Below are 16,998 nucleotides of genomic sequence, written 5' to 3' on the forward strand. Positions count from 1 at the left end.
GCGCTTTTCGTTGCTGCATGTCTCATTGATCGATCTCGATGAAGGACAAAGACATGCAGCAAATCAAAGTGCTACAGCGACCTTTGCGCGTCTGATAAGACGCGCGGCGCTGTAGGAGCGCGATTGAACCCTTGATTTTTCGGCCCCAAACCTCGATATCGGCTTCAAATCCAGTCCCTAAGCATTTTTGCTGAAACGCAGGCTCGCGCTTGCGGCGTGGAAATGCGAAGGACAATAGAGACGACACTGCGGAGAACGTCATGACCGACGATACGAACAAGCACGGACCCGAGGCCACCGACGAGGTATTCGACGCCGCACCGGACGCTGCCGAGGCAGCAGCCGTTGCCGAGCCCGATCCGTTGGAACTCGCCCGGGCCGAAAGCGCCGAGCTGCGCGACAAGTACCTTCGGCTTGCCGCCGAAATGGACAACCTGCGCCGTCGCACCGAACGCGACGTCAAGGATGCCAAGTCCTACTCCGTCGCTGGCTTTGCCCGCGACATGCTGGCGGTATCTGACAACCTGCGCCGCGCGCTCGATGCCATTCCCGCGGAAGCCAAGGAAGCCGGTGAGGCCGGTCTCAACACGCTGATCGAAGGCGTGGAGATGACCGAGCGCTCGATGCTCTCGGCGCTTGAGCGCCACGGCGTCAAGAAGCTGGAGCCGGAAGGCCAGAAGTTCGACCCGAACTTCCACCAGGCGATGTTCGAAATCCCGAATGCGGATGTGCCGAACAACACGGTGCTGCAGGTCGTCCAGGCCGGCTACACCATCGGCGACCGCGTCCTGCGTCCGGCCATGGTCGGCGTTTCCAAGGGCGGCCCCAAGGTCGTCGCTGGCGAAAACGGCGACGCGCCGACCGCCTGATCCTGCTGATCAGAATTCAACAAGAACGCCGCGCGAACTTCGCGCGGCGTTCTTGTTTGGGCTGAGCGCAGCGGCGTGCGTTCGTTCGCCGGCGCTATCCGAACAGTTGCTGCAGGTGATCGTTGAGGAAACGTCCCTCGGGATCGACCTTGGCCCTCAGTGCCCGGAAATCGCCCGCTCGGGGGTAGAGTGCCGTCACATCCTCGGCACCGAGGAAATGCAGCTTGCCCCAGTGCGGCCGCGAACCGTACTGCCTGAGGATCGTGTCCACGTCCTTCAGATATTCCCAATAGTCGGTGCCGGGTTCGCCCGAGACCGAAAGCGTGATCGAATCCTGCTCGAAGAAGGGGCTGATCCAGCCGGTATCGCCGGCGGTGAAGCGATACTCGATCGGGTAGATGCAGGTCGGGTGCTTTTCCAGCATCAGCTTGCGCACCGCCTTTACCGCTTCCTTGCCGTGGGCGACGGGCACCGCATATTCGAGCTCGTGGAAGTTCGGCACGTATTCGATCGGGTAGATCTCCGAGGAATAAGCGATCTTCTCGAACCCGCGCTCCATCGGCGCTTCCTCGGTGATGTCGATCACCTTCATCTCGCAGACGTCGGAGGTCCTGTCCGTGGTCGACACCGAGGCCGTGTCCGGCAGGCAGTAGCAGTGGCGGCTCTCCGGAACCGGGCACCAGAAGAAACCGAAATGGCGGTGCTTGGCGGCAAGCTCGTCGTGCTGTTCGATCATTTCGTCGAAGGTGCAGCGCCAGAGCTTTTCATGGAGATTGTAGCTTTCCATCGCCTGTAATGTGATCTCCGAGATCACGCCGAGCATGCCGACCGAGACGCGCGCCGCCTCCAGCAGATCCGGCGTGGTCTCGTCGACCACGAGGATGCTGCCGTCGGGCTGAACCAGCCGCATGCCGACGATCTGCGAGGCCATGTTGCCGAGCCTGGCGCCGGTGCCATGTGTGCCGGTCGTCAGCGCGCCGGCTAGCGCCTGGCTGTCGATATCGCCCTGGTTGATCAGCGACAGGCCGTTCTCCTTCAGCACCTTGCCGAGCTGGTTGATAGTGGTGCCGGCCTTGACCGCCACGCGCTTGCGGGTGCTGTCGATGTTGACGACGCCCTGCATGCTCGAGAGTGTCAGCTGTAGCCCGCTGGTAAGCGCCACTGGCGTGAAGGAATGTCCGGAACCGGCGCAGCGAACGTTCAGCCCTTGCGCGGTTGCCTCGCGCACCATTTCGGCAAGTGCCGCCTCACTCTCCGGCGCGCCGCGATGGCGCACGATGCATGATTGGTTTCCGACCCAGTTGCGCCAGTGGCCACCTGCCTGAAGCATTTTCCCCTCCCTCAAACCGCGGTGAAGCAATTGTCGACGAACAGATGCGTGCCGTTGATGAAGCTCGCCTCGTCACTCGCCAGAAACAATGCCGCGTTCGCCACTTCCTTCGGATCGCACATGCGGCCCTGCTGCGCGGCGATCGCCGCTTCCGAAACGTCGACGCCGTATTTGCTGAGCCCGACGAGCTCGCGCTTGCCGTGGTCGGTGGCGATGAAGCCCGGGCAGACGGCGTTGCAGCGGATTCCGCGGTCGCGGAATTCCACGGCGATGGCGCGCGCGAACATGTGGCAGGCGCCCTTGGTGGTGTCATAGAGCACCTCCATCGGCGTTGCGGCCACGGCCGAAATCGACGAGGTGCAGACAATGCTGCCGCCGCCGGCCGCAAGCATGCCTGGCAGTACCGCCTTGGTCATCAGGAACATGCTGCGCACATTGACCGCCATCAGCCGGTCCCACTCGTCCTCCTCCGTTTCGAGGAAGGGACCGACGGCGAGGATGCCGGCGTGGTTGAAAAGCACGGTGATGGCGCCGAGGGCCGCTTCAACCGCCTTGACGGCGGACGTCACCTCGGCCGACACCGAGACGTCGGCCGGGGCAAAAATCGCCTCGCCGCCGTTGGCGCGGATCGAGGCGGCCACCTCTTCGCCTTTGCTGCGCGGCAGATCGACGATGCCGACCTTGGCGCCTTCGCGCGCGAAAAGTTCGGATGCGGCAAGACCGCAGCCTCCCGCGCCACCGCTGATCAGCGCCACCTTGCCTGAAAGCCTGCCTGCCATCGTAATCCTCCCCTTGGCGCATCCTTCGCAGCGGTCGCCGATGACGACCCGCGACGGATCCGGTTTCTCACTCCCCTGGAATTATTGTTGACGAGTGAGGGGCTGTCGATATCCCATGGGGGATACGTAGGGTTGGGGGATGACAAGGGAATGCTCGCAAGCGAGTCCGTCGATATCTCGGCGATGATCGGCCTGATCGGCACGGAAGATTTCGGCCGAGCGCTCGATCGGATGCTCCGATCGGTCACCGGCTTCGATCTCTCGGTCGCGTTTGCCTATCCTTACGATGCAAGGCCGATCGTCCTGCATGACGGCTATACGGCCAAGGTGTCGGCAAGTGCGCTTTCCGCCTATCTCGGCGGCGCCTACCTGCTCGATCCCTTTTACGTCGCCTGTTGTGCCGGCCAGCCGGCAGGGCTCTGGCGAATGCGCGAGCTTGCGCCGGACCAGTTCTTCCTGTCCGACTTCTCGTCGTCGGCGGAAGTGCATCCCTGCGTGTCGATGGAATCCGGCGTTCTCGTCGAGGAGGTGGGCTTCGTCATCCCGCTCGATGGTGGCCTGCAGGCGACCTACTCGTTGATGCGCGGCCGCGGCGGCGAGCCTTTCAGCGAGACGGAGCTGGCCAGGCTGCGCGTCTACGAGCCGATCGTGCGCGAGGCCATCAGGTCGAACTGGCGCCAGCAGGGCCAGACGATTGCGCCGTCGCCCTCCGAGGAGGGCGACGATGCGATGGAGGCGGCGTTCGAAAGCCTGTGTTCAGATCTACTGACCAAGCAGCAGCGCAACATCGTGCGCCTCATCCTTAGGGGCCACAGCAACCTGTCGATCGGCAAGGTGATGAACATCGCCGAGGGCACGGTTCGCATCCACCGCAAGAACATCTATCGCCGGCTCGGCATTTCGAGCCAGGGTGCCCTGTTCCGGATTTTCATTGATCATTTGAACGGGCGTCAGCTCTACTGAAGCAGGCTTCGAGCGACTGTGCGCATCCTGCCGGATGCGCCCCGTTGTTCAAGCTCAGGCCGCGTGCGAGGTCGCGTCGTCGTCGAGCAGCGTGTAGATCGCGCTGGCGGAATCGCTCGAGCGGATCTTGGCGACCATGTCCTGGTCGCGAAGCACGCGGGCGATACGCGACAGGGCTTTGAGGTGGTCCGCGCCGGCGCCTTCCGGAGCGAGCAGCAGGAATACGAGATCGACCGGCTGGTCGTCGAGCGCCTCGAAATCGACGGGCGTGTCGAGACGCGCGAAAATGCCGATGATCGAGGGGAGATTGTTGAGCTTGCCGTGCGGAATGGCGATGCCGTTGCCGACGCCGGTGGAACCAAGGCGCTCGCGCTGCAGGATCACGTCGAAGATTTCACGCTCGGGAACCCCGGTGATCTTAGAAGCTTTTGCCGCCAATTCCTGAAGGAGCTGTTTTTTCGAGTTGGCCCTCATGGCCGGGATGATCGCATTTTGATGCAGTAGACCTGCCAATGCCATTCTTTTGTCCTCGTTCGCCGGTTAGAGCCGGACAACATCATCACAAATGCGTCGCAATGGCTCTAACCATCTTTGTCATGGCGGATCCCATGCACAGAAAAGTCACATTTCCGGCCTGGCCGCTGAGTTGCGGGAGAGGGACGCCGGCACGCCGGCATCCCTCTTTTTTCGCTCATGCTTTGATATTGGCAGCATCGATCCAGCCAATATTTCCATCGTTGCGCCTGTAGACGATATTCAGTTCGGCCTTGCCGGGAGTGCGGAACATCAGGACGGGTTCGTCCGTCATGTCGAGCGCCATCACGGCGCTTGCGACAGACATCGTCCTTAATTGTTTCGAGCTCTCAGCCACGATGGTCGGCGCATAATCCTCGGGAACTTCGTCGTCCTCGAACGGCACCGAATCCATCACTGTGTAAGCCACCTCGGCAGCGTTCTGTCCGTTGCCGTTGTGGTGATCCTTCAGCTTGCGCTTGTAGCGACGCAGACGCTTTTCGATGCGATCCGACGCCGCGTCAAACGCAGCCTGTGGATCGTTCGCCTGGCCGTTCGCCTGCATTACCACGCCCGTATCGAGATGAAGCTTGCAGTCGGCGCTGAAGCGCGGCCCGGATTTTTCCACAGTGACCTGGCTTGAATATCCTCCGTCGAAATATTTGGTAACGGCCTGCTCGATCTGCTCGCCAATGCGGGCGCGGAACGAATCGCCGATTTCCATCTGTTTACCGGATACACGCACACTCATGGAGTTTCCTCTCTCGTTCGTGATTTGCGCAGCCAGTCTATTCCAAGCGGTCCCGTCATCCAAGCCTTTCAGACTTGCGAGCGCGCCTCTGTCGCAGCCACCGGTCGCACCGGAGGCTTCCGGGGTGAGCAGTCCCCGGCAATTGCGGCGGGCTCATATCGCCTGTGTCGGAGAGAGTCAATCGAAGGTCGCAAAAAAGTTAATGCGCCTTAACTTCCGGTGCTCAGAAACCGGCGGCCTTGGCGAGCGCGCGCTTCTCCCGCCGGCGCTGCACGGAGGAGGGGATATTCATCGCTTCCCGGTATTTGGCGACCGTGCGCCGCGCGATATCGATGCCGGCCTTCTTGAGGACGTCGACGATGTCGTCGTCAGAAAGCACCGCCTCGGTGCTCTCCTCGTGGATCAGCGTGCGGATCTTGTGGCGCACGGATTCCGCCGAATGGCTGTCGCCACCCTCGGCCGAGCCGATCGAGACGGTGAAGAAATACTTGAGCTCAAACAGCCCGCGCGGCGTCAGCATGTACTTGTTCGAGGTGACGCGGCTGACGGTCGATTCATGCATCTTGATGGCGTCGGCGACGGTCTTGAGGTTCAGCGGCCTGAGGTGCCCGATGCCGTTGACGAGGAACGCGTCCTGCTGGCGCACGATCTCGGTGGCGACCTTCATGATCGTGCGGGCGCGCTGATCGAGGCTGCGCGTCAGCCAGTTGGCATTTTGCAGGCATTCGTTGAGGAAGGCCTGGTCGGCGCTGTTTTTCTGTGTGCCGCGTGACACCAAAGCGAAGTAGTCCTGGTTGACCAGAACGCGCGGCAGCGCATCCGGATTGAGTTCGACCATCCATGAGCCGTCGGGCGCTGCCCGCACGACGATATCGGGCACGATCGCCTCGCTGACGCTGGTCTCGAAGCTGGTGCCGGGCTTCGGGTCGAGCTTGCGGATTTCCGCCAGCATGTCGATCAGGTCTTCCTCGTCGACGCCGCAGATCTTCTTCAGCGTCGCGAAATCACGCCGCGCCAGGAGTTCGAGATTGGCAAGCAGCGCCTCCATCGCCGGATCGAGCCGGTCGCGGGCGCGCAGCTGGATGGCGAGACACTCGCCGAGCGAGCGGGCAAATACACCGGGCGGATCGAACTGCTGCAGCGTCAGCAGCACCCTGAGGACATCGGCATGGGCGGCACCCAGCCGTTCGCCGACCTCGCCGAGGTCCGCCTGCAGGTAGCCGGCGTCGTCGAGCAGATCGATGAGATGCTGCGCGATCAGTCGATCGGAAGGAGCCGGCAGCGCGAAGGGCAATTGCTCCAGGAGCGTTTCGCGCAGGCTCTTGCGGCCGGCGACGAAATCGTCGAGGTCGTAATCTTCGCCCTCGCCGCCGCCGGGCATCGATTTCCACTGGCCAAGCAGTTCCGGCGCATCGGCGCGTTGCGGCGTGGTGTCGTCCTGGAAGACATTGGCGAAATCGGCATCGAGCTGGTCGTCGAGCCGCTCGCCGCTTTGCGACGTGGCGCTGTCATAGAGATCCGCCTGGCCGCCGCCGTCGTCGCTTCCGCCTCTCTCGTCTCCGCCGGCCATCTCGCCCTGCTCCGGGGCGACCTGATCGTCATTTGCCTGAAATTCGAGCAGCGGGTTCTTTTCGACTTCCTGTGCGATGAACTGGTTGAGCTCAAGATGCGTCATCTGCAGCAGCTGGATCGACTGCATGAGCTGTGGCGTCATCACCAGAGACTGGGACTGGCGCAGATGAAGGCTGGCGGACAGGGCCATGCTGACGCGAAACTCCCGAGAAATCTCCAGGGGCCGCGGTGCTTCTCCGGTCGCCGGTCGGGCCCTTTTCTTAATTGGCCCAAAAATTGCTTATCGGAAAGGTTTGGTCAAGCGCGTTCGCGGGCGGAACCGCCCGCGAGGCGGTCTCAGAGGCTGAAATTGTCGCCGAGATAGAGCCGACGCACGTCAGGATTGGTGACAATGTCGTTGGCGCGACCATGCGTCAGCACTTCGCCGGCATGGATAATGTAGGCGCGATCGATGAGGCCGAGCGTCTCGCGGACATTGTGGTCGGTGATCAGCACGCCGATGCCGCGCGAGGTCAGGTGCCGGACAAGCGCCTGGATGTCGGCGACCGAGATCGGGTCGACGCCGGCAAAGGGCTCGTCGAGCAGCATGAAGGTCGGGTCGGTAGCAAGCGCGCGGGCGATTTCGAGACGGCGGCGTTCGCCGCCGGAAAGCGCGATCGCCGGCGACTTGCGCAGATGCGTGATGTTGAACTCGCCGAGCAGGTCGTTGAGCTTGCTTTCGCGCCGCTCCAGGTTCTTGTCGTGAACTTCGAGCACGGCGCGGATGTTCTCCTCGACCGTCAGCCCGCGGAAGATCGACGCTTCCTGCGGCAGGTAGCCGACGCCGAGGCGTGCACGCCGGTACATCGGCATGGTCGTCACGTCATTGCCGTTGATCTCTATCGAACCCTCGTCGACGGGGACGAGGCCGGTGATCATGTAGAAGCAGGTGGTCTTGCCGGCGCCGTTCGGCCCGAGCAGGCCCACGGCCTCGCCGCGCCGCACCACCAGCGACACGCCGTTGACGACCCGACGCTCGCGATAGGCCTTGGTCAGTCCGCGGGCAATCAGGGTGCCGTCATAGCGCGCCTTATCGACCGCATGGCCGGAAGCGACCGCAGTGGTCGCCGACGGCTTGCGGACGCGTTTGCGCTTGTGGAGGAAGGGAAGTTGCACGAGCGGTCTACGTCAGTTCGTCTTGCGGGACTTCGGGTCGAGCTGGATCTGCACGCGGCCGCCGCAGGCTTCGAGCTGGGCCTCACCGGTTTCCATCTGGACGTTAAGCTGGCAGCCGACGAAGACGTTCTTGCCTTCGGAGAGAACGACCTTGTCGCCCTTGAGAACGAAGACCTGCTTGGTCATGTCGAACGAGCCGGTATCGGCCGTCGCCTGCTGCGTGCCGGAGCTCAGGAACACCTTTTCGCTGACCTCGATACGGTCGATGTCGGCGTCGCCGCTCGAAACCGAGCCGCCGCCGGACTTGTAGAAGACGACCATATTGCCGGCCTGCAGCGTCGTCGTGCCCTGCACGACCTTGACGTTGCCGGTGAAAATCGCCTTGCTTTCCGGGTCCTTGATTTCGAGCTTGTCGCTCTCGATCTGGATCGGCTTGTCGTTGGACAGCTCAAGGCCCTTCATCTTGCTCGACGTGGCCTGCGCAAAAGCGCCGGAGGCAATAATCAAAGCGCCCGCTCCGGCAATGGCCAGGCTGGCGGAAATCTTGAAAAATGATGCGGTTGTGACCGACATGGAGTGCACCGGGTCCTATTTCGCGTTTTTGCGGATGGCGGCGGGCTCGACGTTCACCCTCACCATACCCTCGAAAATTACAATACGTCCCTTATCCGTCATTCGCAGCGTCTGCGCAATGATCGAACCACCCTTCATGCTGATCGCAACGGGCTGCTTCGTTTCCATCTCGCCGGCATTGATGTCCAGATAGGCCGACTGGAAGTCGGCGTTGATGCCATTATTGACGGAAATGGTGAACGGGGCGTTCATGTCGAGCGTATTGGCGCCGCGATCATAGATGCCGTTGGTGGCGTCGACGGTCGCTATCATCGAATCCTTCATCGGCATTTCTGCATGGATCGTCTGCAGCGTGATGATGTCGGGGTTGGCGATATCCTGAAGCGCCCGCTGGGCCTTCATCGAGTAGCTGATGCCCTGCTTGTTGCGACCGGAGATCGCCGGATTCTTCATGACGATCTTGCCGTCCTCGATCGTCGCGGTCTCGATCTGCAGGTCGACGGGCATGAACGCGCGCACGAAGGACACGGCGGCAAAAATGACGGCAATGACGCCGGCGATGATCGGCAGGATGATCTTCAGGCGGCGCACGCGCGCGGAATGCCGTGCGGCGAGCGCATAGGCGTCGGCGGAGCTCGCACCCGTATCGGCAAAGATGCCCGGGGCTGGCGCGTGGTTCAACATGGAAGGGCCTGTCGGTTCTACTGCTTTTGTCGCTGACCCAACGTGGGGGTCATTTACATACATTGGTGTAAGTCGTCGCAAATATGGATATTTTTTGCTGACGCACAATGGCGCCGCAAAAAAACTCGGGTGAAGCGCAAAAACGCCAGCCGCGGCTTTCAACCGTGGTCAAGCGCGTCTATGGAATATGCCTCTTCGCGCGCAGATAGCACGTTCCCGCGGAAACTGACAGAAGCAGCGCCAACAAATCGGGAGAAACCCACATGGACGAACTCGCCATCGCCGATCGCCGCAGCCTGCGCCGGAAGTTGAGCTTCTGGCGCTTTGTGGTCGCGGGGCTGCTTCTCCTCGTCGCGCTCGCGATCTTTGCCTGGTCCGGGGCTGCCGACGACGTCGGCCACAACAGGCAGCATGTGGCGCGCGTTGCCATCACCGGCCTGATCCAGGATGACCGCGAACTGCTCGAGCGCCTGCAGAAGATTGCCGACAACGATAGCGTCAAGGCGCTGGTCGTGACCATTTCATCGCCGGGCGGCACCACCTATGGCGGCGAGGTTATCTATAAGGCGATCCGCAAGGTGGCGGCCAAGAAGCCGGTCGTTTCCGACGTGCGCACGCTTGCCGCCTCGGCGGGCTACATGATCGCGCTCGGCGGCGATACGATCGTTGCCGGTGAGAGCTCGATCACCGGCTCCATCGGCGTCATCTTCCAGTATCCGCAGGTCAAGGAGTTGATGGACAAGCTCGGCGTCTCCCTGGAATCGATCAAGTCGCGGCCGCTGAAGGCGGAACCTTCGCCCTTCCATCCGGCGAGCGACGAGGCGAAGGCCATGATCCAGTCGATGATTGACGACAGCTACGCCTGGTTCGTCGACCTGGTTGCCGACCGCCGCAAGTTGCCGCGTCCGGATGCGTTGCTGCTCGCCGACGGACGCATTTTCACCGGTCGCCAGGCGCTAAAGGCCAAGCTCGTCGACAAGCTCGGCGGCGAGGACGAAATTCGCGCCTTCCTCACGGAGAAAAAGGTGTCGAAGGACCTGCCGATCGTCGATTGGGAAGCCCCCCGCAAGACCCTGCCTTTTGGCCTCGGCGCGCTGGTCGGCAACTGGATCAAGATGTTGGGATATGACGCTTTTCCGGCAATGAGCGGGCTCGAAAAAATTGCAGGCGACAAGTTGTTTCTTGACGGTCTTGTTTCGGTTTGGCAGGTTGATGGCCAATGAGCAAGGCGACATATACCCAGCCTGAGCCGTCGAGCGATGTCGGTGATTTTGCAAATGCCGCGCACCGCCTTGCGGAAATCACAATGCAGACCGAAAAAGCAAAACAAACAAGAATTTGAGGGGGCGACAGTGATCAAGTCAGAACTGGTGCAGATTGTTGCGGCTCGCAATCCGCATCTCTACCACCGCGACGTCGAAAATATCGTCAACGCGGTCCTCGATGAGATCACCGACGCGCTCGCTGCAGGCAACCGGGTCGAACTGCGTGGCTTCGGCGCCTTCTCGGTCAAGAACCGGCCGTCGCGGTCGGGGCGCAACCCGCGCACCGGCGATTCCGTTTTTGTCGAGGAAAAATGGGTACCGTTTTTCAAGACCGGCAAGGAACTGCGCGAGCGGCTCAACCCGGGCATGAACGGCGAAGACGAGGATTGATCATCCTTGGCGGTCGCCAGAGACCCCTAACGACCCCTTTTATACGAGGCCCGTTGCCGGCAAGCGTCCGGCAAAGCGCACGGGCGTCGGTGAGATGGAGCGATTGAATGTTCAAGAAACTGATCAACATCGTTGTTCTCGTGCCGGTCGCTATCATCCTGATTGTGCTGAGCGTGGCCAACCGCCAGAGCGTAACGCTGGCGCTGAACCCCTTCCGGCCGGAAGACAGCGTGCTTTCCGTGAGCGCGCCGTTCTTCGTCTTCCTGTTCCTTGCGGTCATCGTCGGCGTCATCCTCGGTGCCGCCGCGACCTGGTTCAGCCAGGGCAAGTACCGGCGGCGCGCGCGCAACGAGGCGAACGAAGCAGTGAAGTGGCACCGCGAGGCGGAGAAACACCGCAGCCAGGCGGAAAAGCTCGCAACCCAGGCGACGCTCGCAGCGCCGCAGAACTGATCAGAAGTTCACAAGCCTGCGAAGACCGAGACGGGGCGCCCGTTCGGTCCGCGTCGCCTCTTTAGCTCGCAGCTTCCGCCGTACCGCCGACGGCGGCGCTAAAATCGGCGAAGAATTGCTGCGCCAGTTTCTTGGCGGTTGAGTCGATCAGGCGCGAGCCGAGCTGCGCGAGCTTGCCACCGATCTCCGCCTTGACGTCGTAATGCAGCACCGTTTCGTCCCCGTCCGCTGTTAAGGCGACGTCGGCGCCGCCCTTGGCAAAGCCGGCGATGCCGCCCTTTCCTTCGCCCGAGATCGTATAGCTCTGCGGCGGATTGAGATTGGAGAGCACGACATTGCCGGTGAAGGAGGCCGAGACCGGGCCGATCTTGATCTTCACCACGGCCGCAAGCTCGGTTGGCGACGTCATCTCCAGCGACTGGCACCCGGGAATGCATCGCTTGAGGATTTCCGGGTCGTTGAGGCCGCGCCACACCGCGTCGCGCCCAGCCGCAATCCGCTCTTCGCCGGTCATGTCCATGCGTTTTCCTCCCCCCATGCGACGCCGCGCGCCCGATATCGACGCGCAAATGTCGCTTCGACACACTAGACCTGCCGCGGAATTTTGTCGCGAAGCCGGTTCCAGCCCAAGAAAATTCGCAGCGGGTTCTTGCGCGTTATCTTCGCAAAACGGAAACGGCTTTGCCAAGAGCATCAGCGATGCTATTTGCAGCTTCAAGAGATGCCGCGGCTTCAGGCTGCGGCGACAAACCTCATGGCGTCCGCCGGCCCGTCCCGGATACTGCGCAGGCAGGCGGCCCATGCACTAACAAAGCCCAGGGATTTCAGCGTGAAGGAAAAGGACCGGCGGTCGAAGAATGCCTCCGTGACGACGGCCAAGGGCCGTGGTGCCGAAGCGCGTGGCGGCGGCCGCCACGATCAGAAACGTTCGGCACCGCCGAAGGGCGGCGGCTTCAAGGAACGGCCGGCGCGACCGGCGGCAGCACAGACGGCGGAGACGCGCGAGAAGCCAGCAAAACATACGCCTGCACAGGAAACGCCGGCGCGGGTGATCGCGCGGCGAACGGGGGAAAAGCCGGCCGAGCGCATACCGCTCATTCTCGAAACGTCGGACGCATCCGGCTATCACCTGATCGACAGCGGCGCCGGCGAAAAACTTGAGCAATACGGTCCCTACCGCATCGTGCGCCCCGAGGCGCAGGCGCTCTGGCCGCGCAGCCTGCCCGATAGCGTCTGGGAAAAAGCCGACGCGATCTTCACCGGCGACACCGACGAAGACGGCATGGGGCGCTGGCGCTTTCCTGGCGCCGTGCTCGGCGAGACCTGGCCGATGCAGCTTCTCGGCACCGATTTCCACGGTCGCTTCACCTCGTTCCGCCATGTCGGTGTGTTCCCGGAACAGCTCGCGCACTGGAGCTGGGTGAAGGATCAGGTGGAAAGGGCTGGGCGGCCGCTGAAGGTGCTGAACCTCTTCGGCTACACCGGCGTCGCCTCGCTGATCGCCGCCAGGGCCGGCGCCGAGGTGACCCATGTCGACGCCTCCAAGAAGGCAATCGGCTGGGCGCGCGAAAACCAGCAGCTGGCGCGGGCCGAAAACCTGCCGATCCGCTGGATCTGCGACGATGCGATGAAGTTCATCCAGCGCGAAGAGCGCCGCGGCAGCCGCTACGACATCATCCTGACCGACCCGCCGAAGTTCGGCCGCGGGCCGAACGGCGAGGTCTGGCAGCTTTTCGACCATCTGGCGGCGATGCTCGACATCTGCCGCGAGATCCTGTCGCCGGAGGCGCGCGGCCTGGTGCTGACGGCCTATTCGATCCGGGCGAGCTTCTACTCGATCCATGAACTGATGCGCGAGACGATGCGCGGCCACGGCGGCCGGGTGGAGTCGGGCGAGCTCATCATCCGCGAGGGCGGGCTTGACGGCCGCGAGCCGGGCAGGGCGCTTTCGACCTCACTCTTCAGCCGCTGGGTACCGCAATGACGAACGACAGAAGCGAACACGGCACCGGTCGTGTCGGTCAGGTGAAGGAGGTCACGAGCCTCACCAACCCGATCATCAAGGACATCCGCGCGCTGACGCAGAAGAAGCACCGCGACGAGACGCGCTCCTTCATGGCCGAGGGCCTGAAGCTGGTGATCGACGCGCTCGACCTTGGCTGGAAGATCAAGACGCTGATCTATGCCAAGGCGGCCAAGGGCAAGCCGCACGTGGAGCAGGTGGCGGCAAAGACCTTCGCCAAGGGCGGCCTGGTGCTGGAAGTCAGCGAGAAAGTGCTGTCGACGATCACGCGGCGCGACAATCCTCAGATGGTCGTCGGCATCTTCGAGCAGCGTTACCAGTCGCTGAAGGACCTGGAGCCGCAGCTGGGCGAAACCTATGTGGCGCTCGACCGCGTCCGCGATCCCGGCAACCTCGGCACCGTCATCCGCACCGCCGATGCCGCCGGCGCTTCCGGCGTCATTCTCGTCGGCGAGACCACCGATCCGTTTTCGCTCGAAACCGTGCGTGCGACCATGGGCTCGGTCTTTGCCATGCCGGTGGCGCGCGCCAGCGTCGAGGACTTCATCCGCTGGCAGAAATCCGCCGGCGTGAAGGTCGTCGCGACCCATCTCGCCGGCGCTGTCGACTATCGCACCATTGACTACAAGACCAAACCGGTCGTGCTTCTGATGGGCAACGAGCAGTCGGGTCTGCCGGAGGAACTCGCTCGAGAAGCCGGTGCGCTTGCCCGCATCCCGCAGGCCGGCCGCGCCGACTCGCTCAATCTGGCGATTGCCACCGGCATCATGCTGTTCGAGGCGCGCCGCCACCTTCTGACCCTGGATGCCCGCGCATGAGCGAGAAGCAGGTGCTGTTTTCGCGGCCGCTGCCGATCGCGGTCTTCATCGTCTTCGCGCTCATCGCCGACCAAATAATCAAGTATCTGGTCGAGCTTTACCTGCCCTTCAATCAGGCGGTCCATGTCGTGCCGATGCTGGCGCTCTACCGCACCTACAACTACGGCGTCGCCTTCTCGATGCTGTCGGGCATGGAGGGCTGGTTCATCGTCGGCATGCGGCTCACCGTCTGCGCCTTTGTGCTCTGGCTGTGGAAGCGCACGCCGAAGGATCGGTTCTTCGCCCATTTCGGCTATGCGCTGATCATCGCCGGCGCGCTCGGAAACCTCGTCGACCGGCTGCTCTTCGGCTACGTCATCGACTACATCCTGTTCTATACGGAGACGTGGTCTTTCGCCGTCTTCAATCTGGCCGATACCTTCATCACCATCGGTGCCGGCGCGATCATTCTTGACGAACTATTGCACGCGAAAAAAGCGGATCGCTAAGATTTTATCGAAGCCTTGAAGCCATTCGGAACGCCTGTCGTGTTAGCCGGAACGCATGAGCGAACCGTCACGACTGCTAGAGCGGATCGAAACCGGCTTCAGGAGAGACGCCCGGGCGGGTAAGGCTGCGTCGGTTTCGGCGCTTCCGCTCGATGGGCCGGCGTCCCGTCAGGTGTCGGCGCAGCCGGCTTCCGGCGCGCGCTCTGCGCTTAGTTACGTATCCATGGCGCTGCTCGGCCTGGTCGCTTCCGGCCTTGTCCTCGTCGTCGGCATGACTGCCGGCTTCCACCTGTTCGCCGCGGCGATTGCCGCGGCCGGCGTGGTCGGTGCGCTTTTGCTCGCCGTCGAAGCCATCCGCGCGTTTGATAGCGTGCCGGTTTCCGATGAGGTGGAGCGGGACCAGGATTGGCACCGCTCCGAAACCTCGGCGTTGCTTTCGACCATTCACGATGCGCTGGGTGACCTTGCGATCATGCGCGGCATGGACGGAAAGATCGTCCACGCCAATGCTGTCTTCCATCAGGTCTGCGGCCGGTCGGATGTCCGGGGCATGGCCTGCGGCGCCCTCGGCCTGAGCTTCGAGCCGAAGGCTGCGCCCAATCATTACCTCGTGCGCATCGCCGCGGCCGAAGGCATCCGCCTTTTCGATTGGCATGACGTGATCGCCCGCGATCCGGCGAGCGGCAAGCTCATGCGTCACAGCATTGCGCGTGATGTCACCGAGGAAGCGCGCGCCGCGCGCGAGCGTGAGGCGGCGCGCCGGCGGGCCGAGGAGGCGAGCCAGGCAAAGTCGCGGCTGCTCGCCACCGTCAGCCACGAGATCCGCACGCCGCTTTCGGGCATTCTCGGCATGAGCCATCTGCTCGGCCAGACCCGCCTGTCGAGCGAGCAGCAGAACTATCTCGCCGGCATGCAGCAATCCGGCCACGCTCTGGTCCAGCTCGTCGAAGACCTGATCGACTTCTCGTCGCTTTCAGCCGGCCGCTTCCAGTTTCGCCCCAGCCGCCAGGATCCGCGCGGCGTGATCGAGAGCGTCGTGGAAATGCTCTCCAATCGCGCCCACGAGAAGGGCATCGAGATCGGCGCCACCGTTTCCGTCGACGTGCCCGCGCTGATGGCTTTCGACGCGGCGCGCCTGCGCCAGGTGCTCTTCAACGTCATCGGCAACGCGGTCAAATTCACGGAAGTCGGCGGCGTCTTCGTCAGCGCCGACACGATCGAGGATTGCGTGCGGATCCGCATCGACGATACGGGGCCGGGCATGTCGCCCGACGACCTGAAGCGCATCTTCGAGGAATTCGAGCAGGCCGGCAACGACGAGCAACGCGCCAAGGGCACAGGGCTAGGCCTCGCGATCTCCAGGCGCATCATGCAGGCCTGCGGCGGCAGTCTCACGGCCGCAAGCGCGCCCGGCCGCGGCAGCCGCTTTGAAATCCGCCTGCCGCTTGCCGAAGTCGAGGCGATTGCGTCGGAGCGCCGCTCCACCCTCGCCGGGTCGCATGTGCTGGTCATGGCTCCCGATGGCCCGGCCTCGGCGGCGCTGGCGGCAACCATCGCGACGCTTGGCGGGCGCTGTCATCGCGCAACGACGCTTGCCGCAGCCCAGCATGTTCTTGCCGATGTGCAGGCAGGTGGCGCGCCACTCACCGACGTGATCGTCGACCACCGGCATGCGCAGCAGTACGAGCAGCTCCTCGCACTCCAGCCGGCCATCGGCCGGCTGGAGGTTCGCCGTACCTATCTGATCAATCCGGAGGAGCGCAACAGCCACCCTGTCAACCAGATGGATGGCTACGAGGCCTGGCTGATCCGGCCCTTGCGCGAAAAGTCGCTGATCGAAGTGCTGCTCGGGCGCCTGAAGGGCATCGAAAAACGCGACGCGATCAACGACAACAGGCCGGTCCTGCGCGAGGAGCCCGCCGTTGAACCCGTCCGCCGGCCGGGACACGGCATCCTGCTGGCCGAGGACGATCCGATCAATGCGTTGATCATCCGCACGCTGTTGCAGCGTTCGGGACACGCGGTGCAGCTCGTCAGCGACTTCGCGGGGGTCGCCGAGACGCTGCGAGCCCCTGCCGGAAACGCCTTGCCGGAGCTTCTCGTCACCGACCTCAATATGCCGGGTGGCGACGGGCTTTCCATGATGCGGCACATCCGTAATGACGAGGCAATACGCTCCTTGCCAAGGTTGCCGGTCATCGTGCTGACTTCCGATATCCGCGAGGATATGCGCGACCGCCTGCTTGCCGCCGGCGCCGATGTGGTGTTGGCGAAACCGGCCGACCCGCAGGTGCTGACCTCGGAGATCGCGCGTCTGCTGCGCAAACGGTAACTCTTGCGATGGTTACGGTATTGATCGGGCGGCGGGGGTTG

General features: G+C 63.0%; 18 protein-coding genes. 9 read left to right on the top strand and 9 right to left on the bottom strand.

Annotated elements, in window-relative coordinates:
- Window positions 1-260: 260 nt before the first annotated feature.
- Complete coding sequence (grpE, locus tag FA04_RS00070; protein WP_034797465.1) at window positions 261-869, top strand: nucleotide exchange factor GrpE; 609 nt, start codon at window positions 261-263, stop codon at window positions 867-869.
- Window positions 870-963: 94 nt separating this feature from the next.
- Here the strand turns inward: grpE and FA04_RS00075 are convergent, their stop codons facing one another.
- The gene (locus tag FA04_RS00075; RefSeq protein ID WP_034797463.1) at window positions 964-2,199 is read right to left on the bottom strand and encodes a D-arabinono-1,4-lactone oxidase; all 1,236 of its coding nucleotides are present in this window, start codon (window positions 2,197-2,199) and stop codon (window positions 964-966) included.
- 11 nt (window positions 2,200-2,210) lie between these two features.
- Window positions 2,211-2,978: an SDR family NAD(P)-dependent oxidoreductase gene (locus FA04_RS00080; RefSeq protein WP_034797461.1), complete on the bottom strand. Its 768-nt coding sequence runs from the start codon at window positions 2,976-2,978 to the stop codon at window positions 2,211-2,213.
- A gap of 150 nt (window positions 2,979-3,128) precedes the next feature.
- Between FA04_RS00080 and FA04_RS00085 the strand changes: the two genes are divergently transcribed.
- The gene (locus FA04_RS00085) at window positions 3,129-3,941 is read left to right on the top strand and encodes a helix-turn-helix transcriptional regulator (RefSeq protein ID WP_034797460.1); all 813 of its coding nucleotides are present in this window, start codon (window positions 3,129-3,131) and stop codon (window positions 3,939-3,941) included.
- 54 nt (window positions 3,942-3,995) lie between these two features.
- On the opposite strand, the gene ptsN is transcribed toward FA04_RS00085, so the two are convergent.
- From ptsN to lptC, 6 genes are all read right to left on the bottom strand, one after another.
- Window positions 3,996-4,460 carry a PTS IIA-like nitrogen regulatory protein PtsN gene (gene ptsN / locus FA04_RS00090; protein ID WP_034797457.1) on the bottom strand — a complete coding sequence of 155 codons (465 nt, stop codon included), beginning with the start codon at window positions 4,458-4,460 and terminating at the stop codon, window positions 3,996-3,998.
- 172 nt (window positions 4,461-4,632) lie between these two features.
- Complete coding sequence (hpf, locus tag FA04_RS00095; RefSeq protein WP_034797455.1) at window positions 4,633-5,205, bottom strand: ribosome hibernation-promoting factor, HPF/YfiA family; 573 nt, start codon at window positions 5,203-5,205, stop codon at window positions 4,633-4,635.
- A gap of 223 nt (window positions 5,206-5,428) precedes the next feature.
- Window positions 5,429-6,967, bottom strand: a complete 1,539-nt coding sequence (gene rpoN / locus FA04_RS00100) for an RNA polymerase factor sigma-54 (protein WP_034797453.1) — start codon at window positions 6,965-6,967, stop codon at window positions 5,429-5,431.
- Window positions 6,968-7,113: 146 nt separating this feature from the next.
- Entirely contained in the window at window positions 7,114-7,932 is an 819-nt protein-coding gene (lptB, locus tag FA04_RS00105) for an LPS export ABC transporter ATP-binding protein (RefSeq protein ID WP_034797451.1), read from the bottom strand.
- Between the two features lie 12 nt (window positions 7,933-7,944).
- The gene (locus tag FA04_RS00110; protein WP_034797449.1) at window positions 7,945-8,505 is read right to left on the bottom strand and encodes an LptA/OstA family protein; all 561 of its coding nucleotides are present in this window, start codon (window positions 8,503-8,505) and stop codon (window positions 7,945-7,947) included.
- A gap of 15 nt (window positions 8,506-8,520) precedes the next feature.
- Entirely contained in the window at window positions 8,521-9,189 is a 669-nt protein-coding gene (lptC, locus tag FA04_RS00115) for an LPS export ABC transporter periplasmic protein LptC (RefSeq protein ID WP_034797447.1), read from the bottom strand.
- A gap of 263 nt (window positions 9,190-9,452) precedes the next feature.
- Here lptC and sppA point away from each other — a divergent pair, with 263 nt between their 5' ends.
- The 3 genes from sppA to FA04_RS00130 all read left to right on the top strand — a co-directional run bounded on the left by sppA (window position 9,453) and on the right by FA04_RS00130 (window position 11,296).
- A complete protein-coding gene (gene sppA, locus FA04_RS00120; protein WP_034797445.1) occupies window positions 9,453-10,412 on the top strand; it encodes a signal peptide peptidase SppA in 960 nt (319 codons plus the stop codon).
- A 129-nt stretch (window positions 10,413-10,541) separates the two neighbouring features.
- Window positions 10,542-10,844, top strand: coding sequence for an integration host factor subunit beta (locus FA04_RS00125; RefSeq protein WP_034797443.1), 303 nt, complete (start codon window positions 10,542-10,544; stop codon window positions 10,842-10,844).
- 107 nt (window positions 10,845-10,951) lie between these two features.
- Window positions 10,952-11,296, top strand: coding sequence for a lipopolysaccharide assembly protein LapA domain-containing protein (locus FA04_RS00130; protein WP_034797442.1), 345 nt, complete (start codon window positions 10,952-10,954; stop codon window positions 11,294-11,296).
- A gap of 61 nt (window positions 11,297-11,357) precedes the next feature.
- Here the strand turns inward: FA04_RS00130 and FA04_RS00135 are convergent, their stop codons facing one another.
- The gene (locus FA04_RS00135; protein WP_034797441.1) at window positions 11,358-11,816 is read right to left on the bottom strand and encodes an SRPBCC family protein; all 459 of its coding nucleotides are present in this window, start codon (window positions 11,814-11,816) and stop codon (window positions 11,358-11,360) included.
- Window positions 11,817-12,125: 309 nt separating this feature from the next.
- Between FA04_RS00135 and FA04_RS00140 the strand changes: the two genes are divergently transcribed.
- From FA04_RS00140 to FA04_RS00155, 4 genes are read left to right on the top strand one after another with little or no spacing between them, the layout of a single operon-like run.
- Window positions 12,126-13,280: a class I SAM-dependent rRNA methyltransferase gene (locus FA04_RS00140; RefSeq protein WP_034797624.1), complete on the top strand. Its 1,155-nt coding sequence runs from the start codon at window positions 12,126-12,128 to the stop codon at window positions 13,278-13,280.
- Window positions 13,277-14,137 carry a TrmH family RNA methyltransferase gene (locus FA04_RS00145; RefSeq protein ID WP_034797439.1) on the top strand — a complete coding sequence of 287 codons (861 nt, stop codon included), beginning with the start codon at window positions 13,277-13,279 and terminating at the stop codon, window positions 14,135-14,137. Before FA04_RS00140 ends, FA04_RS00145 begins: the two co-directional genes overlap by 4 nt.
- Entirely contained in the window at window positions 14,134-14,625 is a 492-nt protein-coding gene (gene lspA, locus FA04_RS00150; RefSeq protein WP_034797436.1) for a signal peptidase II, read from the top strand. The genes FA04_RS00145 and lspA overlap by 4 nt, the downstream gene beginning before the upstream one ends.
- 55 nt (window positions 14,626-14,680) lie before the next feature.
- A complete protein-coding gene (locus tag FA04_RS00155; protein ID WP_034797435.1) occupies window positions 14,681-16,957 on the top strand; it encodes a hybrid sensor histidine kinase/response regulator in 2,277 nt (758 codons plus the stop codon).
- Window positions 16,958-16,998: the final 41 nt, after the last annotated feature.

Origin of the sequence: Ensifer adhaerens, from assembly GCF_000697965.2 — a bacterium.
Taxonomy (GTDB): Bacteria; Pseudomonadota; Alphaproteobacteria; order Rhizobiales; family Rhizobiaceae; genus Ensifer; species Ensifer adhaerens.